Raw genomic sequence first — 17,230 nt, forward strand, 5'->3', positions numbered from 1 at the left:
GCCAGTTTACGTGAAGGCGAAGTGCAGAATGGCTCGGCGGTGGCCCTCATTCCGCCCGACACCTCTATAATGGGCGCAAATCATTCCCTGAAGCAGGACAAATCACATGAAGCGACCCAGTGGCCGCGCCGCCGACCAGCTGCGTTCGATCCGCATCACCCGCAACTACACCAAGCATGCCGAGGGTTCGGTGTTGGTGGAGTTTGGTGATACCAAGGTGATCTGCACTGCCAGTATCGAAAATGGCGTGCCGCGTTTCCTTAAAGGTCAAGGCCAGGGTTGGCTCACGGCCGAATACGGCATGCTGCCCCGCGCCACGGGCGAGCGTAACCAGCGTGAAGCCAGCCGTGGCAAACAGGGCGGCCGCACCCTGGAGATCCAGCGGCTGATCGGGCGCTCGCTGCGCGCATCACTGGATATGAGCAAGCTGGGCGAGAACACCATCTATATCGATTGCGACGTGATTCAGGCCGATGGCGGCACGCGCACTGCCTCGATTACCGGGGCGATGGTGGCACTTGTCGACGCGCTGAAGCTGTTGAAGAAGCGCGGTGGGCTGAAGGGCGGCGATCCGCTCAAGCAAATGGTTGCTGCGGTTTCGGTAGGGATCTATCAGGGTGAGCCCGTGCTCGACCTGGACTACCTGGAAGACTCGGCCGCCGAAACCGATCTGAACGTGGTGATGACCGGTGCTGGTGGTTTCATCGAGGTGCAGGGAACCGCTGAAGGTGCTCCCTTCCAGCCGGAAGAACTTAATGCCATGCTCGCGCTGGCGCAAGACGGCATGAAAGAGCTGTTTGGTCTGCAACTGGCTGCGCTCGCCGACTGAGCCAAAGGAGAACGCCATGTCTGATCAGGAACTGATGCCGCAGCCCTCACCGGAGGCGCGGCAGTGGGCAATGTTCTGTCATTACTCGGCGTTCTTTTGGTTTCTGGTGCCGATGATCGGCAACGTGCTGGGCCCGTTGATCGTCTGGCAGCTGAAAAAGGACATGGACCCGTTCGTCGATGAACAGGGCAAGGAAGCACTGAATTTCCAGATCACGTTCAGCATCCTGCTGATGATTTGTGGCGTGCTGGCGTGGATTTTGATCGGCTTCCCGCTGATGGCGCTAATCAGCGTGGTAGCGTTGGTGCTGGTGGTGATCGCCGGCATTCGCGCAAACGAAGGCCGGCCTTATCGCTATCCGTTCTGCTGGCGGATCGTCAAATAGCCTGAAACCTGAATCAGAGCCTAGCAGTGCTCGGCTCTGATTCAGCCTGGCTTCCAGCTTAAAGGCTCAGCGTCCAGTCGTAATCGATCACCAGCGGGGCGTGCTGCGAGAAGCGTGGTTGACGCGGCAGGCGGGCGCTACGTACGAAGCGACGCATGCCCGAAGTAAGGATCTGATAATCGAAACGCCAGCCCAGATTGAGCATCTGCGCCTGTTCCGTATCCGGCCACCAGCTGTACAGGTCACCCTCGCGGCTGGCTTCGCGCAGCGCGTCGATATAGCCCATGTTGCCAAATATCTCGTCAAGCCAAGCGCGCTCAGGCGCCAGGAATCCGGTGGATTGCTGGCAGTCGCGCCAGTTCTTCACGTCCAGCTTCTGATGAGCTACATGCAACGAGCCGCAATAGATATATTCGCGGCGCTTGCGGCGCTGCTTGTCCAGATAGTGGGCGAAGTCGTCCATGAACTTGAACTTCTGGTTCAGCTCCTCATCGCCGCCGCGCCCTGTGGGCAGCAGCAGGCTGGCGATACTGACCTTGTCGAAGTCGGCCTGGAGGTATCGGCCGTAGCGGTCGGCCGTTTCGAAACCGAGCCCCATGATCACGGCTTTTGGCTGCAGTCGTGAATACAGCGCAACGCCGCCCTGTTCGGGTATTTCCGCGTCGACGGTGTAGAGAAAATAGCCATCGAGCTGGTAAGCCGGATCGTCGAGTTCAACTACGGAGGCGCGGGTATCCTGCAGGCAGATGACATCGGCATTCTGCGCTTGCAGCCAGCTGAGAAGACCCCGCTGTGCCGCCGCTTGAATGCCATTCACGTTGACGCTGATGATCCGCATAAATGGCCCCTAAAAACACGTGCGTGTATGATAACCCAAGCTCTTTGTAATTAGCTAAACCAGTGTCTTCCGGGAATATTCTTCATGCAGGCGTACCAGCGCGACTTCATTCGCTTCGCCATCGAACGCGGAGTTCTGCGTTTCGGTGAATTCACCCTGAAATCCGGACGCACCAGTCCTTATTTCTTCAATGCCGGACTGTTCAATACCGGCTCGGCGCTGGCTCAGCTGGGGCGCTTCTACGCGGCGGCAGTGGCCGACAGCGGTATCGATTTCGATGTGATCTTTGGCCCCGCCTACAAGGGCATCCCTTTGGCGGCGGCGACGGCGATCTCTCTGGCCGAGCACCATCAGCGCGACCTGCCCTGGTGTTTCAACCGCAAGGAGGCCAAGGACCATGGCGAAGGTGGCACGCTGGTGGGCTCGCCGCTCACCGGGCGCGTGCTGATTGTCGATGATGTCATTACTGCCGGAACGGCCATTCGAGAGGTCATGCAGATCATCCGTGCGCAAGGCGCGGAGGCGGCTGGTGTACTGATCGCGCTCAATCGGCAAGAGCGTGGGCAGGGTGAGTTATCGGCAATTCAGGAAGTGGAACACGACTATGGTATGCCTGTAGTGAGCATTGTTTCTCTGGCTCAGGTGTTAGAATTCCTGGGCCAGGACGCACAGCTCAAGCAGCATTTGCCGGCGGTGGAAGCCTACCGCGATCAGTACGGAATCTAATCGGCCGGTCGATTCGCAGGTCTCGAACAAGTATTAGAAATCTCGGGCGCTCAGTACGCTCGATGCCTGCTTATGGCCATATTTCGGTCATTCAAGAATAAAAAATAAAAAAAGGTAGCCACGGTAGGTCGGCCTCGGTCGCCCTCGATTCCGTCTAACTTTTTTGAAAGCAACCAATGACCGACAATAATCACAACTACCGAGAATTACATAAGCCCAGTCGTTCCTTTTCCTCTCGTTCCGACTACCTCGATCACGAACTGACCATCATGGCGCCGCGGCGCTGGCGGCCGAACCTGCCATTTCGGGACTACCGTTTCGAGTGGGAAGACTGGGTGCCGGCGCTGGCAGCGACGATTGGCAAGATCGTCATGGTTGCCGCTGTGGTAGCGGCCTTCGCCGGCCCGCTGGGCTTGTCCGATGAATTTGTCATCGAGAACGCGCGCTTCGAGATGCTGATCGCGGCCGTGTTGTTCGTGGTGCTCGTCTCGGGCTTTTTCAACCCTACCGCTAACCTGGCCGGCACGCATGGGCCGCTGATTCCGCTGATTCCCTTGATTGTGGCGTCGGGTGGTCATCCGATGGCGCTGGGTATCATGGTCGGCGTGCTCGGCTTCACCCTGGGCATCTTCCGGGGCGGCAGCCTGTTGGCGCGCTTGACCAGTGATGGGGTCTGCGGCGGACTGCTGCTCTACCTAGGGTTCATCGGTGTCACCTCGCAGATCGGCAAGCTGTTCGCCTGGGCGAATGGCTTCGATATGGGCTATATCGCTTTTGTCGTGGTATTCGCGACGATCGTCATGTACGCCTACCTGGAGCATGTTCGGATGCGCTGGTTGGCGATTCCTCTAGGATCAGGGCTTGCGGCGCTGATTGCATTCGCCCTGGGTGCGCCATTCGAATTCACTACCCAGCCGGGCATTCCCAATCTCGATCCGCGTTATTGGTGGGGAGAGGGTACCGGTTGGGAGCTAGGCTGGCCGCAATTGCACCATTTCATCGCCGTTACGCCATTTGCCGTACTGGCAGTGGCCATGTGGTCGCCGGACTTTCTTGGTCATCGAGTGTTCCAACAGCTGAACTACCCACCGAAAGCCAGGAAGGTGCTGATGAGCATCGATGACACCATGTGTGTCGCGGCGGCGCGGCAAGTTGTGGGGACCGTTCTTGGCGGCGGAAACCTTGCTTCTTCCTGGGGCACCTATGTGGTGCCGGCGGCAATCGCCAAGCGGCCGATTGTCGCCGGGGCGTTGCTGACTGGCCTGCTTTGTGTCGTGGCGGCGCTCTGGGGTTATCCGATCGACCTCGCAATCTGGCCGCCAGTGCTCAGCGTGGCGTTGATGGTTGGCGTTTTTCTGCCGCTTCTGGAGGCGGGCATGCAGATGACGCGAGAAGGCAAGACTTCTCAGTCGGCCGCCATCGTGATCTTTTCATCAGCTCTGGTGAATCCCGTGTTCGGCTGGTCGTTGACCGTGTTGTTGGACAATTTGGGGCTGGTCGGCGACAAGGAGCGTGGCCAGGGGCTGTCGCACACCGACCGCTGGGTGATTCCGACCATCGTATTCTTCCTGCTATGCGCGGTGATGGCGGCGATCGGAATGTTCCCCGGAGTCCCCGCGCTGCTGGAGACGTTTCGCATCCACGAGTGAATGAAAAAGTGAGTGAAAACGAGGGGAGCGTTCGCTCCCCTTTTTTGTGCCCGCAGTATGCTTCCCGCTATCGGCCCCTGACTGTTCGCGCGCGGGTGGTTATGCTTCACGAACGGGGCGGTGTGCCGAAGTGCGCAAAGCTGCCAATTTTGTATAAGCTGGATGCCGGCCAGGCCATGGGAAACACAGGCGCGGCTGCGGGTTTACGGAGCCAACCGAGATGGAAGCGACAGAAATATGCGGATAGCGATCAGAGTGTCGATGTTGTGCGGCTTGTTGGCGACAACGGTCGTTCAGGCTGAACTGTATCGTTATGTCGACGACAAGGGAGTGGTAGTGCTCAATCGCCAGGGCGTCCCGCCCCAGCACATTGGCAAGGGCTATGAAGTGCTCAACGATCAGGGCCGGGTCACTCGGGTTGTGCCGGCTGCGCCGACGCCCGAGGAGCGCCAGCGGCTACTCGAAGCCAAGGCGCGCGCCAGTTCGGATGCTCAGCTGCTGCGTCTGTATGCAAGCGTCAAGGATGTCGAGCGTGCCAAGGCGCGAAAGTTGTCGGAGCTCGACAGCGTGATTGGTATCACGCGTGGCAACCTGCAATCGCTGCGGACCCAGCAGGCTAATCTGCAGAGCCAGGCGGCAGGGCACGAGCGGGCCGGGCGTGAGGTGCCCGAACAACTGTTGACGCAGATCGACAATCTCCGCAAAGAACAGGCCAGCCTACGGCGCGATATCGAGCGCTACAATCAGGCACGCAAGCAGGCTGAAGCCAGTTTCGTCCGGGAGCACCAGCGAGTCGGCGAGCTGCTCGGGCAATCCAGGTAGGTGGGTTCGAACAGCAACCGATAAAAAACCCAGCGTTCTCGATGGAAGCGCTGGGTTTTCGCGTAGCGATTCAACACTTACTTGCGGTTGGTGATCAGAGTGCCGACGCCGATGTCAGTAAAGATTTCCAGCAATACCGCATTGGGAACCCGGCCATCGATGATATGCGCACTGTGCACGCCCCCCTGGACCGCTTCGAGCGCGCAACGGATCTTCGGTAGCATGCCTCCGTAGATAGTGCCATCGGCGATCAGCTCGTCGACTTGCGCTGTAGTCAGCCCGGTGAGGACCTGCCCCTGCTTGTCCATCAGTCCGGCGATGTTGGTGAGTAGCATCAGTTTTTCCGACCTGAGCGCCTCGGCTACTTTGCCAGCCACCAGATCCGCGTTGATGTTGTACGACTCGCCATCCGGACCAACGCCGATCGGCGCGATGACCGGAATGAAGTTGCCGCGCACCAGCATCTCCAGAAGCTCGGTATTCACGCCGGTGACTTCCCCGACATGGCCGATGTCGATGATTTCCGGCGAGGTCATCTCCGGTGTCTGCCGCGTGGCCTTGAGCTTCTTGGCGCGGATCAGCTTGGCATCCTTGCCGGTCAGGCCGATAGCGGCGCCGCCGTGCTGGTTGATCAGGCTGACGATGCTCTTGTTGACCTGACCGCCAAGGACCATTTCGACCACATCCATGGTCTGGCTGTCGGTGACTCGCATGCCATCGATAAAGTGGCTTTCAATGTTCAGGCGCTTGAGCAGATCGCCGATCTGCGGGCCGCCGCCATGCACCACGACCGGGTTGATGCCGACCGCCTTCATCAGCACGATGTCACGGGCGAAGCCGGTTTTCAGCTCCTCGCTTTCCATCGCGTTACCGCCGTACTTGATGACCAGCGTCTTGCCGACGAACCGGCGAATATAGGGCAATGCTTCGGATAGAACCTGGGCGAATTGGGTGGCGGCTTCACGGCTGAGGGTCATGCAGGGCTCCGCAGGTCAGAACGGCAGGGTGAGATCAGGCGCGACAGTATAAAGCTGCGCTCGGAAGACTTCCTGTATGCGCTTGAGTTCTTCCTCGCTTTCAGCCTCGAAACGCAGCACCAGTACCGGTGTGGTGTTGGACGCGCGAACCAGGCCCCAGCCTTTCGGGTAGTCGACGCGCACACCGTCGAGCGTGGTGATATTGGCCTCGCCCCAGTGGGCGTCGCGATGCAGCGCTTCGATGATGGTGAACTTGCTTTCTTCGGTGACCGTGATGTTGATTTCGGGGGTCGACAGGTCGTTGGGGAACGCCGAGAAAACCTGCTCGGCACTGCGCTTGTCCTGGCTGAGGATTTCCAGCAGCCGCACGGCGCTGTAGATGCCGTCGTCGAAGCCGTACCAGCGCTCCTTGAAGAAGATATGGCCGCTCATTTCGCCCGCGAGCAAGGCGCCGGTTTCCTTCATCTTCTTCTTGATCAGCGAGTGGCCGGTCTTCCACATCACCGGGCGACCGCCGTAGCCGCTGATCAGCGGGGTCAGGCGGCGCGTGCATTTGACGTCGAAGATGATGTCAGCGCCTGGGTTACGCGACACCACGTCCTTGGCGAACAACATCAGCAGGCGGTCGGGAAACACCACTGTGCCGGTATTGGTTACCACGCCGACGCGGTCACCATCGCCATCAAAGGCCAGGCCCAGGTCGGCATTCTCCGACTTGACCTTGGCGATCAGATCTTCGAGATTTTCCAGCTTGCCCGGGTCCGGGTGATGGTTGGGGAAGTTGCCGTCGACATCGCAGAACAGCGGAATAACCGTGCAACCCAGCGCCTCGATCAGTTGCGGGGCAATGACGCCGGCTACCCCATTGCCGCAGTCGACCACCACCTTGAGCGGCTTGGCCAGCGCTATGTCGTCGCGGATGCGTTTGAAGTAGCTCTCCAGCACATCAACCTGTTCGGCCTGGCCGACGCCTTCGTTGAGATTGCCAGTCTCGATGCGCTGGCGTAGCGCCTGGATCTGCTCGTTGGCCAGGGTGTCGCCAGCAATGACGATCTTGAAGCCGTTGTAGTCCGGCGGATTATGACTGCCGGTGAGCATCACGCCGGATTTGCCGGCCAGGACGTTGGCCGCGTAATAGAGCACAGGCGTCGGCACCATGCCGACATCGCTAACGCTGCAACCGCTATCTACCAGGCCCTGAATCAGGTGCTGAACCAACTCCGGGCCGGACAGCCGGCCATCGCGGCCAACCGACACGTTCGGCTCGCCCTGAGCCAGGCTCTCGGAGCCGACCGCCCGGCCTATCCAGTAAGCGGTATCGTTGGTCAGGGTGTCGCCGACCACGCCACGGATATCGTACGCACGAAAGATGCTGGCAGGCAGTTGCGGGGCTTTGGGGGCGCTCATTGCGGTTTCTCGCTCCTTGGTGTCGAGGCCAAGCCAGTCCTGGTCCTCGTCGAGAATGTCGATGTCGAGAATATCGGTGCCCTGGAACAGGGGATCGACGTACTCGGTGAATTGGGCTTGCCGAACCGCTGGCGGCGGCGTGGCTGGCGCTTTGACTTTGGCCGGCCCAGCTGCTCGCAGCGGCAGGCGGGCTAAGCTCTTGGCCAGCGCATCGAGCGCCGGCAGGCTCAAAGTCGGTGTTTGGATGGTCTTGCCGGTGGAGAGTTCCTGGACCATCCGCCCCAAGTGCATGACATCTTCACGAAGCCGCCTCTGCTGGGCGCTCAGTACCATCTGTAGCCCCAGCAGAAGACCGCAGAGTGCAGCCAGTGCGGCTGCGAGCAACAGCAGGGGAGGCAGCGTCGTGGCGCTTAGTGCTGCGCCAGGCAGAAAGCTGAGTTTCCAGTTCGGGTTGGTGGAGGGCAGGTTGATCGCCTCGCTTTCCTCCCCCGCGCCGCCCCGCTGGGCGAGCAATTGTGCCGGGCCGCTACTGAACTGCTGGACCAGCCGAAGCTGACCAGCTTCGGCCGGCAGCGTCGGCAGAGTAGCCAGGAAGCGTTCCAGGCTGGTCACCATCAGGAGTGTCCCTTCGACCGGCTCTTGCTGGCTCGGACGCAAGGCCGCGGCGCTGTATAGCAACCAACGATTACCGATTCTGAACGCCTCAGGCGCGGGGGGAGCGCCGTTTTCCGCCCGCTGCAGTAGATCGAGCGCGGCGAAATTAAGCGGGCCGGCACGGTCAGGATTCTGCCGAGCCTGACCACGCAGGCTGATATGCGCATCGATTACACCGTCGCGATAGCCCAGTTCACGCTCGGCGGCACGTATACGCTGGGGTTGCTCGCTACGCAGGGCATCGAGCAGCTGAGGGTCACGGGCGGCTGCCTGGGTATCATCGGCCAGCTGCCGAAGCGCCTGCTCGACGGCCGAGGCTTGGCTCTGGCCCCAGGCCTCGGCCAGTTCGGATGCGTGTTGTTGCTGGCTGGATTGGTAGGCGATCCAGAGCAGCGCACTGGCCGCAGCTAGCCCCAGCAAACCCGGCAGCAGGCCGGGCATCAGTGTCTTGAGGCCTGCGCTACGGCGGGGCGGTGAGGAGGTGGCATCGGCGGGGTTGAGTACGCCGGCGTCCTTGGCTGTGCGCTTGAAGAGTTTCATGGAGCTCCTCGAATCGTCCTTAAAAAGCGGGGCTGGCTCAGTGGCTGCCGGAATGACCGAAGCCGCCGGCGCCGCGGTCGCTGCTGTCGAATTCGTTGACCAGTTCGAACTGCGCCTGGATAACCGGCACCAGCATCAACTGCGCGATGCGCTCGCCCACCGCAATGTTGAAACTCGACTGGCCGCGGTTCCAGCAGGACACCATCAGTTCGCCCTGGTAATCGGAGTCGATCAGTCCGACCAGGTTGCCGAGCACAATGCCGTGCTTATGGCCGAGCCCGGAGCGCGGCAGCACCAGCGCCGCCAGATTCGGGTCGGCGATATGAATCGACAGTCCGGTGGGGATCAGTAGGGTCTGGCCCGGCTCAAGTGTGGTATCGGCTTGCAGCATGGCGCGCAGGTCGAGCCCGGCGGAACCGCTGGTGGCATATTCGGGCAGGGGGAAATCCCGGCCGAGGCGCGGGTCGAGGATCTTCGCTTGGAGTTTGTGCATGATTAGGCCTGATGAAAGCGGTCGGCGATGAAGGCGATCAGCTGGCGGGCAATGTGCCCCTTGCTAGCCTGGCTGAAACGGGTTTCGTGCTGCTGTCGGTCGATGACCGTGACGGCATTTTCTTCGCTATTGAAACCGATGCTGGGGTTGGCCACGTCATTGGCCACGATCAGGTCGAGGTTCTTGTCACGCAGTTTGCGCGTCGCATATTCCAGCAGGTTTTCGGTTTCGGCGGCGAAGCCGACGCTGAAAGGGCGGTCGTCACGTCCGGCAAGGGTGGCGAGAATATCGGGATTGCGGACCATTTGCAGAAGCAGACCGTCACCTTTGGTGGGATCTTTTTTCAGCTTGTGCGGTGCGACCACTTCCGGGCGGTAATCGGCAACGGCCGCCGCGGCAATGAACAGATCGCAGGGCATCGCCGCCTCGCAGGCGAGGAGCATGTCGCGGGCGCTGACCACGTCGATGCGCTGCACACGGTCGGGTGTCGGCAGGAACACCGGCCCGGCGACCAGCGTTACGCGAGCACCGGCTTCGGCGGCGGCTTCGGCCAGCGCGAACCCCATTTTGCCGGAGCTGTGATTGGTGATGTAGCGCACCGGGTCGATGTTTTCCTGAGTCGGCCCGGCGGTGATCAATAGATGGAGGCCGGTCAGCAGACTGCGTTCGAAGCAGTCGGCGGCGGCCTGGGCCAGGTCGTCCGCCTCCAGCATTCGGCCCATGCCAACATCGCCGCAGGCCTGGCTGCCAGAGGCGGGGCCGAACAGGCGAATGCCCCGTTGTTGCAACAGGACCCGGTTGGCCTGGGTCGCCGGATCGGCCCACATGGCCTGGTTCATGGCCGGGGCCAGGGTGACCGGGGCATTGGTTGCCAGCACCAGGGTGGTCAGCAGATCGTTAGCGACGCCTTGTGCCAAGCGTGCCATGAGATCCGCCGTGGCGGGCGCAACCAGTACGAGATCGGCCCAGCGTGCCAGTTCGATATGGCCCATCGCGGCCTCGGCAGCGGGGTCGAGCAGGTCCAGATGGACCGGATGGCCAGAAAGAGCCTGGAGGGTGAGCGGGGTGATGAATTCGCGACCGCCGCTGGTCATCACGACGCGAACTTCGGCGCCCTGGTCGCGGAGCCGGCGAACCAGCTCGGCACTCTTGTAGGCAGCGATGCCGCCGCCGACGCCCAGGACGATGCGTTTACGATAAAGCCGCTGCATAGGCCTGCCTTGTTACGGGTGAGAACTGGTTCCGGCGGGGGCCGGTTGCCGTGGATAAAAGGTCGCTAAGATAGCACAGCGACCTAACTGGAAAAGGACGCACGCTCGACATGGAGGTGACATGAGCATTCGTGACTGGCCTGCGGCGGAACGCCCGCGGGAAAAGCTTCTGGAGCAAGGCGCAGCGGTGCTGTCCGACGCGGAATTGCTGGCGATCTTTCTGCGGACCGGGGTGGCCGGCAAGAGCGCGGTGGACCTGGCACGGCATCTGCTCAGCGAGTTCGGCAGCCTGCGTGCGCTGCTGGAGAGTGATCTCGAGCAATTCAGCAGCCACTTAGGGCTCGGGCCGGCCAAGTTCGCGCAGTTGCAGGCGGTGCTGGAGATGGCGCGGCGGCATCTGGCCGAGCGTATCCGTCGCGATTCTGCGCTGGAAAGCCCGCAGGCTGTGCGCGACTACCTCAAAGCGCGGCTGAGGCACGAGCCGCATGAGTTGTTCGCCTGCCTGTTCCTTGATTCGAAACACCGCGTGCTGGCCTTTGAGGTGCTGTTTCACGGCACTATCGACGGCGCCAGCGTCTACCCGCGGCAGGTGGTCAAACGCGCATTGGCACAAAATGCCGCCGCGGTGATTCTCACCCATAACCACCCATCCGGGGTGGCCGAACCGAGCCAGGCCGATCGGCAACTGACGCGCAAACTCACCGATGCGCTGGGCATGATAGACGTACGGGTGCTTGATCATTTCATCGTCGGCGACGGCGAACCGTTGTCCATGGCCGAATACGGCTGGATGTAGGCCTCCACCGTTCCTCATGCCAGCAGTGGAACCAGCAACAGCGGGAGCAGCACGCTCAAGACGAAACGGCCATTCCAGCCAACGGCGATGCGCCAGGGGGAGAGCTGGGCATGGCGGGCCAGCAATAACGCAGAAGGTCCGTAAGGCGAGAGCAGCATTGCCAGCGAGAAGCCGAAGAGCAGCGCCACTGCCGGCTGCATCACGTCCAGACCCTGACTTGCCAGCTGGGCCAGCAGCGCCGCGCATAGGTTCAGCGAAATCAGCGGGGCGACGCCGAGCAGCGCCAGCGCCATGATGGCCAGTGCGCCGAAGGTGCCGAGCGCGAACAGCACCAATGGCGTACTGCCGAGCTGGCCCGCAAGGTGGTGCACTGGCAGCACTGCTGCAACCAGACCGGCGAGCAGTGCCGCGCTGGCGAAGATGAACGTCTCGTTGCGCATGCCGATGAGTGTTTCGCTGACCTCGCTGAACACCTGCCGAGGTGCGATCCGTTGCCATAGCAGGATCACGATGACCGCGATGGGCACCAGCAGCATGGCGGCCTGGGTGGCGGAAAGCCAGGTCAGCGCAGCAAGGAGGGCGATTAGGGCGATACCGATCAAACTTCCGATAAGCAGTCCGCGCAAGCTACCGCTGGGCTGTTGCGCGTTCGGCTCATGCGCGGGCGGATGGTCGATGAGCTGCTGCAGGCGACGGTTTTCGGTTGGCCAGCCGAATAGCAACAGGAGCAGGCCTCCGATTAGCCCGAATGGCAATAGCATGCTCCAACTGAGACCGGGGAGCTCGCGGGTCAGGATCGCCACCGCGACGCTGGTGGGTGCCAGCAGGGGCACCAGCGCGAATCCGCGCAGGGCGGTGACCATGACGCCACGCCGGCCTTCGCGGCGCTGTGTGTCGCTATACCGGCGGTGCTCGAAATGACTTTCCAGCGATCCGCAAATCAGGTTGAGCATGCCGAAGCTAAGCACCGAGCTGATCGCGAAGGTACTCATGAGATAGCCGGGATAGAGCCAGGCGCGTGGGCCTGCCAGTAATAGACGATGCAGCTCGCTGAGCTTTTTCAGGCGCTTGACCAGACAATGCATTAGCCCCAGCGCGCCGATAAAGGCGGCGTAATAGGCCGCCGAAGACAGCATGCGTGCGCCCTGTTGCCAGCTCGCATCTCCGGCCAGCAGCCAGTAGCCGAACAGCGCCAGAGTGACCATCCCGAGCCGCCGCGGATAAGGCATCAGCGAGCGCCAGTGCCAGACGAAGAACACCGCCAGAAGGGAACCACTGATGATACTCAGCAACTGAAACCGAGTGATCAGCGCCAATAGCTCAAATAGCAGTGCCAGGGGCAGTAGCGCAGTCATCTAGGCGGGCAGCTCACGGCGCAAGGCGCCACGCTTGAATACCCCTTCGCCGAAGGCGATCAGCCGATCGCTTTCATCCAGAGGGTCGCAGCTGGCCATGAACACCTTGTGTCCGCCGGAGCGACACCGAGCCACGGCTCTGATGCGGCTGCCCGCGGCCGCGGGGGCGGTGAAATTGATGTTCATTGAAAGCGTCAGCGCCACTCGGCGCTCTGCCGGGGCCGTCTCCCAGGTGCCGCACAGGCCCATGGCGACATCCATCAAAGTGGCCATGACACCGCCATGCATGTTGCTAGCATTGTTCAAGTGGCGCGGAAGCAGCTCCAGCGCGAGGGTGGCGTGCTCCGGACCATACGCCAGCAGCTCGCAGCCGATGTCCTGAAAAAAGCCGGTAACGGAGGCGTGAACCTGCTGTAACTGGGCGGGCGAATAGTCAGAGTTGGGCATGGCGTTCGATCACGGATAGCTTGCTAAGGAGACTGGCAGTCATTAGGCTCTTGGTCAATAAAGGCGGAATCTAATTTCGCACTGCGGAATGAAAGTGGTAAGCCACAGACAGTCGCAACGCCATCCATTGAGGAGGTTCGCATGTTTTCCCGTATCGGCATCATCGGCGCCGGCGCCATGGGGCGCGGCATCGCGCAGTTGTTCGCCAGTGCCGGCCAGCAGGTTTGGCTGTATGACAGTCGCCCCGAAGCCATTGAGCAGGCCTTGCAATTCAACCGAGAGCTGCTCGAGCGCAGTGTTGCCAAGGGGCGTCTGATCGCCGATGAGCTGCCGCCGATTCTTGAACGCATGCAGCCGGCCCATCAGTTGGCCGAGCTGTCCGGCTGCGATTTGCTGATCGAAGCCATCGTCGAGAACCTCGAAGCCAAGCAGAGCCTGTTCGTCGAGCTGGAAGGCTTGATTGCCGCTGACGCCGTCCTCGCAACCAATACCTCGTCGCTGTCGGTGACCCGCATCGCCAGCGCCTGCACACGCCCTGAACGGGTAGCGGGCTATCACTTTTTCAACCCGGTCACTTTGATGAAGCTCGTCGAAGTGGTCCGCGGCGAGCGCACCGATCCGACAGTTGTCGACCGGCTGGTGGAACTGGCAGAGCATGCCGGACACTTCCCCGCCATCACTCCCGACACCCCCGGTTTTCTCGTCAACCACGCCGGCCGCGCCTATGGCACTGAGGCGCAGCGAATTCTCAGCGAGGGCATCGCTACGCCGGAACAGATCGACCGCATCCTGCGTGATGGCCCCGGCTTCCGTATGGGCCCGTTCGAGCTGTTCGATCTGACCGGTCTGGATATCTCCCATGCAGTGATGGAGTCGGTGCACGACCAGTTCTATTACGACCCACGCTACACACCTTCCTACCTCGCGGCGCAGCGGGTCGCCGGAGGGTTGCTCGGACGCAAGACCGGCCAGGGTTTCTACCGTTATGAGAACGGCCAGCAGATTCGCTCGCCGGAGCCCCGCTTCGAGCCGGTGATCATCGACCGTCCGTTCTGGCTCGACAGCATCGAGCCCGAGCTGCGCAGTCATATCGGCTCGGTTCTGCAGCAAGCCGGTGCCGTGCTCGAAGACGGTGCCGAGCCGTCTAATGAGGCGATCTGCCTGATAACGCCGCTGGGCGAGGATGCCAGCAGCTGCATCGAGCGGCTGGCGCTGCCCGCGGTCCGTACCATCGCACTGGATATCTTCAGCGACCTCGACAGACGCCGCGTGCTGATGCGCCAGCCTGCACTCGATCCGGCGCTGGAAGCGCAGGCGCGTCAGGCGTTGGGGGCGGATGGCGTGCCCGTGGAGGTGATCAACGATTCCCCGGGCTTCGTCAGCCAACGAATCGTAGCCAGCATCGTCAATCTCGGCTGCGAAATCGCGCAGAAGGGCATCGCCTCGCCAGACACGCTCGATCGCGCTGTGACCATTGCCCTCGGCTATCCGAAGGGCCCCTTGGGATTTGCCGCGCACTACAATCCTGCGCGGATCCTCACGATTCTCGAGGGCATGCAGACCTGCTACGGCCATGAACCTCGTTATCGCCCAAGCCCATGGCTGCGTCGCCGGGTGCAGCTCGGTCTGCCGCTGAGCGCGCCGGACATGCCGCGCTGAGTGACGCGAGACAGGAGCAAGCATTCGCACTCGAGGGGCGGCTTAAGGTTGGCGAGTGGCTGCCGCTAACCCGGTAGACCCGGCCATCCCAGGCGGCAGAAAACGTCATGGAGTCGTTTTCTGCTGGTCGGGGTGGCTATGTGCTACCAAGGAACGATGTTTATTGGTGGCAGGGGTGGTACAACACCTTTTTACCGGATGAAAACAAGAGGCCACCGATGCGCCCTGCCTTCCGTCTTCACCCCAAGGCCTGTCTGTTGCACGCAGCAGCCTTGCTGGGACTGCTGCTGTTTCATGGCTGGATGGGACTGCCGTTCTATCTGACTGCGATCTCTATTCTGCTACTTGGCCTGTGGCCCTGGTTTGGACCCTGGCGCACCGAGGCGAACGTCCCGGCCGCAGCCGACACCGATACCTTGAGCTCCGCTGCCCTGAGCAAGAGTCTTTCGCGTCATACCTGCCATAACGCTCTGTCCGCTGCACAGGTTTCGTTCAGTGCCGAGCAGCTGGCGGCGCGCCTGCAATCGCAGCTGACGGCGATCAGCGAGATCGCGCAGGGCGCAGAGGCTATGACCGCGACCGAGCAGGACAGCGCCACCCGTGCGCGCCAGACGCTCGACGCGGCCGAAGCGGTGCGACGCAGCAGCGATAACGGGCGGGCAGAATTGCAGCATGCCATCGAGCGAATGCAACAACTCAGCGCGCAGACCGAAGCGAGTCGCGAGCTGCTGGACGGGCTTTCGGCGCGTACCGAAGAGATACGACAGATCACCGATGTGATCCAGTCCATCGCTAGCCAGACCAACCTGCTTGCGCTCAATGCCGCGATCGAGGCCGCCCGTGCCGGGGAGGCCGGTCGCGGATTTGCCGTGGTGGCGGATGAGGTGCGCAACCTTGCCGGCCGTACCAGCAGCGCCACCGAGGAAGTCGGCCGAATGGTCAGTGATATCCGCGAACAGAGCGGGGCGGTAGTCAGCCATATACAGAAACAGGCCAGTGAGCTTGACCAGGCCGCGGCGCAGATTGCCGGAACCGGGACCCAGCTGAGCGGCATCGCCGACTTGGCCGGAAATGTCGAAACCCAGGTGGCCGAGATTGCGTCCGGCACGGCCAGCAATCACGAACGGCTCGCGCAGCTGTTCGTGGCGCTGGAGCAACTGCGCGGCGATGCGCTGGAGAGCGGAACCCAGACCCGTCAGCTGGAGCAGGCTGCCGAGACGCTCGTCGGCCAGGCGGAAACCGTCAGCGAGCAGCTCGCGGAGGTGCAGCTCGATGACTACCATCAGCGCATCTTCGACCTCGCCCGAGAGGGTGCGGCAGCCGTTGGTGCGCGCTTCGAGGCGGATCTGCAAACCGGGCGTCTCACCGCCGATGATCTTTTCGATCGCAATTACCAGGCGCAGCCGGGGACCAATCCAGTTCGCTACAGCACCCGCTTCGACCGCTACGCCGATGAAGTCCTGCCGGCGATCCAGGAGCCGCTGCTCGCGCGTGATGATGCGTTGATCTATGCCATTGCCACCACACCGGATGGCTACGTGCCAACCCACAACCGCGCCTTCAGCCAGCCCCCGGTGGGCGATCCAGAGATCGACAAGGTCAAGAGCCGCAGCAAGCGGCTATTCAATGACCGCACGGGTGGGCGCTGCGGCAGCCATGAACGCAAGGTTCTGCTGCAGACTTACAGCCGCGACACCGGCGAACTGATGCATGACCTTTCGGTACCGATCATGGTAAATGGTCGTCATTGGGGCGGCCTGCGGCTGGGTTACCGCCCCGAGCAATAAATAAAGGTGCGCGGTGTGTTGGCACAAGCGCCGTGGCCTTTGGCACTCGAACATCACTCGTCGCCGCGCTGCATATCGGCAAGCTGGCTAAGCTTGCTGCACAAAGCCATCCGGAGCTCGCCCATGAAAACCCTGACTGATCATTTGGCGCAGTACGCGGCCTATCACCGTGACCCTCGCAACCTGTTGAGCCATTTCATCGGCATTCCGATGATAGTGCTGGCGGTTGCTGTGCTGCTCTCACGTCCCGGAATCGAGGCGTTCGGGCTATGGCTGAGTCCGGTGGTGCCGGTTGCGTTGGCCGCGACTCTGTTCTATCTCCGATTGGACTTTCGCTTTGCCTTGCTCATGGGGGCGGCGCTGCTGCTTTGCGTATGGATCGGCGCAGGATTGGCGCAGCAGTCGACGGCGGTCTGGCTGAGTGCCGGCGCCGGTCTGTTCGTGGTGGGTTGGATCATCCAGTTCGTCGGGCACTACTTCGAAGGCCGCAAGCCGGCGTTCGTTGATGACCTCACCGGGCTGATCATCGGGCCGCTATTCGTCGCGGCCGAGCTGGGGTTCCTGCTGGGTATGCGTGAGCCGCTGCGTCAGGCCATCGAGGCGCGGGTGGGACCGGTACGGCTGCGCCAGCGCCCGATCGATGCCTGACTGCAGG

At 61.8% G+C, this 17,230-nt stretch carries 16 protein-coding genes; 9 read left to right on the forward strand and 7 right to left on the reverse strand.

Annotation, left to right across the window (positions count from 1 at the left end):
• Window positions 1-106: 106 nt before the first annotated feature.
• Together rph and DQ405_RS17765 are read left to right on the forward strand one after the other, a co-directional pair.
• A complete protein-coding gene (gene rph, locus DQ405_RS17760) occupies window positions 107-829 on the forward strand; it encodes a ribonuclease PH (RefSeq protein WP_168425409.1) in 723 nt (240 codons plus the stop codon).
• A 16-nt stretch (window positions 830-845) separates the two neighbouring features.
• Complete coding sequence (locus DQ405_RS17765; protein WP_168425410.1) at window positions 846-1,214, forward strand: DUF4870 domain-containing protein; 369 nt, start codon at window positions 846-848, stop codon at window positions 1,212-1,214.
• A 58-nt stretch (window positions 1,215-1,272) separates the two neighbouring features.
• Here the strand turns inward: DQ405_RS17765 and DQ405_RS17770 are convergent, their stop codons facing one another.
• Window positions 1,273-2,052: an exodeoxyribonuclease III gene (locus tag DQ405_RS17770; RefSeq protein ID WP_168425411.1), complete on the reverse strand. Its 780-nt coding sequence runs from the start codon at window positions 2,050-2,052 to the stop codon at window positions 1,273-1,275.
• A gap of 84 nt (window positions 2,053-2,136) precedes the next feature.
• Here DQ405_RS17770 and pyrE point away from each other — a divergent pair, with 84 nt between their 5' ends.
• From pyrE to DQ405_RS17785, 3 genes are all read left to right on the forward strand, one after another.
• A complete protein-coding gene (gene pyrE, locus DQ405_RS17775) occupies window positions 2,137-2,778 on the forward strand; it encodes an orotate phosphoribosyltransferase (RefSeq protein WP_168425412.1) in 642 nt (213 codons plus the stop codon).
• Between the two features lie 176 nt (window positions 2,779-2,954).
• Complete coding sequence (locus DQ405_RS17780) at window positions 2,955-4,427, forward strand: DUF3360 family protein (protein ID WP_168425413.1); 1,473 nt, start codon at window positions 2,955-2,957, stop codon at window positions 4,425-4,427.
• Between the two features lie 237 nt (window positions 4,428-4,664).
• Window positions 4,665-5,249 (forward strand): DUF4124 domain-containing protein, encoded by a 585-nt coding sequence (locus DQ405_RS17785; protein ID WP_168425414.1) that lies wholly within the window; start codon window positions 4,665-4,667, stop codon window positions 5,247-5,249.
• 77 nt (window positions 5,250-5,326) lie between these two features.
• Here the strand turns inward: DQ405_RS17785 and argB are convergent, their stop codons facing one another.
• The 4 genes from argB to coaBC all read right to left on the reverse strand — a co-directional run bounded on the left by argB (window position 5,327) and on the right by coaBC (window position 10,531).
• A complete protein-coding gene (argB, locus tag DQ405_RS17790) occupies window positions 5,327-6,226 on the reverse strand; it encodes an acetylglutamate kinase (protein ID WP_168425415.1) in 900 nt (299 codons plus the stop codon).
• A gap of 15 nt (window positions 6,227-6,241) precedes the next feature.
• The gene (algC, locus tag DQ405_RS27150; RefSeq protein WP_196240175.1) at window positions 6,242-7,633 is read right to left on the reverse strand and encodes a phosphomannomutase/phosphoglucomutase; all 1,392 of its coding nucleotides are present in this window, start codon (window positions 7,631-7,633) and stop codon (window positions 6,242-6,244) included.
• Between the two features lie 1,231 nt (window positions 7,634-8,864).
• Window positions 8,865-9,320: a dUTP diphosphatase gene (gene dut, locus DQ405_RS17800; RefSeq protein WP_168425417.1), complete on the reverse strand. Its 456-nt coding sequence runs from the start codon at window positions 9,318-9,320 to the stop codon at window positions 8,865-8,867.
• A gap of 2 nt (window positions 9,321-9,322) precedes the next feature.
• A complete protein-coding gene (coaBC, locus tag DQ405_RS17805) occupies window positions 9,323-10,531 on the reverse strand; it encodes a bifunctional phosphopantothenoylcysteine decarboxylase/phosphopantothenate--cysteine ligase CoaBC (protein WP_168425418.1) in 1,209 nt (402 codons plus the stop codon).
• 121 nt (window positions 10,532-10,652) lie between these two features.
• On the opposite strand from coaBC, the gene radC reads away from it, so the two are divergent.
• Window positions 10,653-11,327, forward strand: coding sequence for a RadC family protein (gene radC / locus DQ405_RS17810; RefSeq protein ID WP_168425419.1), 675 nt, complete (start codon window positions 10,653-10,655; stop codon window positions 11,325-11,327).
• Between the two features lie 14 nt (window positions 11,328-11,341).
• On the opposite strand, the gene DQ405_RS17815 is transcribed toward radC, so the two are convergent.
• Together DQ405_RS17815 and DQ405_RS17820 are read right to left on the reverse strand one after the other, a co-directional pair.
• Entirely contained in the window at window positions 11,342-12,682 is a 1,341-nt protein-coding gene (locus tag DQ405_RS17815) for a hypothetical protein (RefSeq protein ID WP_168425420.1), read from the reverse strand.
• Complete coding sequence (locus DQ405_RS17820; RefSeq protein WP_168425421.1) at window positions 12,683-13,129, reverse strand: PaaI family thioesterase; 447 nt, start codon at window positions 13,127-13,129, stop codon at window positions 12,683-12,685.
• Window positions 13,130-13,270: 141 nt separating this feature from the next.
• On the opposite strand from DQ405_RS17820, the gene DQ405_RS17825 reads away from it, so the two are divergent.
• The 3 genes from DQ405_RS17825 to DQ405_RS17835 all read left to right on the forward strand — a co-directional run bounded on the left by DQ405_RS17825 (window position 13,271) and on the right by DQ405_RS17835 (window position 17,223).
• The gene (locus tag DQ405_RS17825) at window positions 13,271-14,788 is read left to right on the forward strand and encodes a 3-hydroxyacyl-CoA dehydrogenase (RefSeq protein WP_168425422.1); all 1,518 of its coding nucleotides are present in this window, start codon (window positions 13,271-13,273) and stop codon (window positions 14,786-14,788) included.
• Window positions 14,789-15,357: 569 nt separating this feature from the next.
• Entirely contained in the window at window positions 15,358-16,575 is a 1,218-nt protein-coding gene (locus DQ405_RS17830) for a methyl-accepting chemotaxis protein (protein ID WP_446730893.1), read from the forward strand.
• Between the two features lie 123 nt (window positions 16,576-16,698).
• Window positions 16,699-17,223: an Mpo1 family 2-hydroxy fatty acid dioxygenase gene (locus tag DQ405_RS17835; RefSeq protein WP_168425424.1), complete on the forward strand. Its 525-nt coding sequence runs from the start codon at window positions 16,699-16,701 to the stop codon at window positions 17,221-17,223.
• The last annotated feature ends 7 nt before the right edge of the window (window positions 17,224-17,230 follow it).

Source organism: Pseudomonas sp. SST3 (assembly GCF_003325755.1).

Coding starts and splice junctions, on each gene's coding strand:
- pyrE (WP_168425412.1), top strand. CDS start 2,137: ATGCAGGCGTACCAGCGCGACTTCATTCGCTTCGCCATCGAACGCGGA.
- DQ405_RS17785 (WP_168425414.1), top strand. CDS start 4,665: ATGCGGATAGCGATCAGAGTGTCGATGTTGTGCGGCTTGTTGGCGACA.
- argB (WP_168425415.1), bottom strand. CDS start 6,226: ATGACCCTCAGCCGTGAAGCCGCCACCCAATTCGCCCAGGTTCTATCC.
- DQ405_RS17820 (WP_168425421.1), bottom strand. CDS start 13,129: ATGCCCAACTCTGACTATTCGCCCGCCCAGTTACAGCAGGTTCACGCC.
- coaBC (WP_168425418.1), bottom strand. CDS start 10,531: ATGCAGCGGCTTTATCGTAAACGCATCGTCCTGGGCGTCGGCGGCGGC.
- radC (WP_168425419.1), top strand. CDS start 10,653: ATGAGCATTCGTGACTGGCCTGCGGCGGAACGCCCGCGGGAAAAGCTT.
- DQ405_RS17780 (WP_168425413.1), top strand. CDS start 2,955: ATGACCGACAATAATCACAACTACCGAGAATTACATAAGCCCAGTCGT.
- DQ405_RS17770 (WP_168425411.1), bottom strand. CDS start 2,052: ATGCGGATCATCAGCGTCAACGTGAATGGCATTCAAGCGGCGGCACAG.
- dut (WP_168425417.1), bottom strand. CDS start 9,320: ATGCACAAACTCCAAGCGAAGATCCTCGACCCGCGCCTCGGCCGGGAT.
- DQ405_RS17815 (WP_168425420.1), bottom strand. CDS start 12,682: ATGACTGCGCTACTGCCCCTGGCACTGCTATTTGAGCTATTGGCGCTG.
- DQ405_RS17765 (WP_168425410.1), top strand. CDS start 846: ATGTCTGATCAGGAACTGATGCCGCAGCCCTCACCGGAGGCGCGGCAG.
- rph (WP_168425409.1), top strand. CDS start 107: ATGAAGCGACCCAGTGGCCGCGCCGCCGACCAGCTGCGTTCGATCCGC.
- DQ405_RS17825 (WP_168425422.1), top strand. CDS start 13,271: ATGTTTTCCCGTATCGGCATCATCGGCGCCGGCGCCATGGGGCGCGGC.
- DQ405_RS17835 (WP_168425424.1), top strand. CDS start 16,699: ATGAAAACCCTGACTGATCATTTGGCGCAGTACGCGGCCTATCACCGT.
- algC (WP_196240175.1), bottom strand. CDS start 7,633: ATGAGCGCCCCCAAAGCCCCGCAACTGCCTGCCAGCATCTTTCGTGCG.
- DQ405_RS17830 (WP_446730893.1), top strand. CDS start 15,358: ATGACCGCGACCGAGCAGGACAGCGCCACCCGTGCGCGCCAGACGCTC.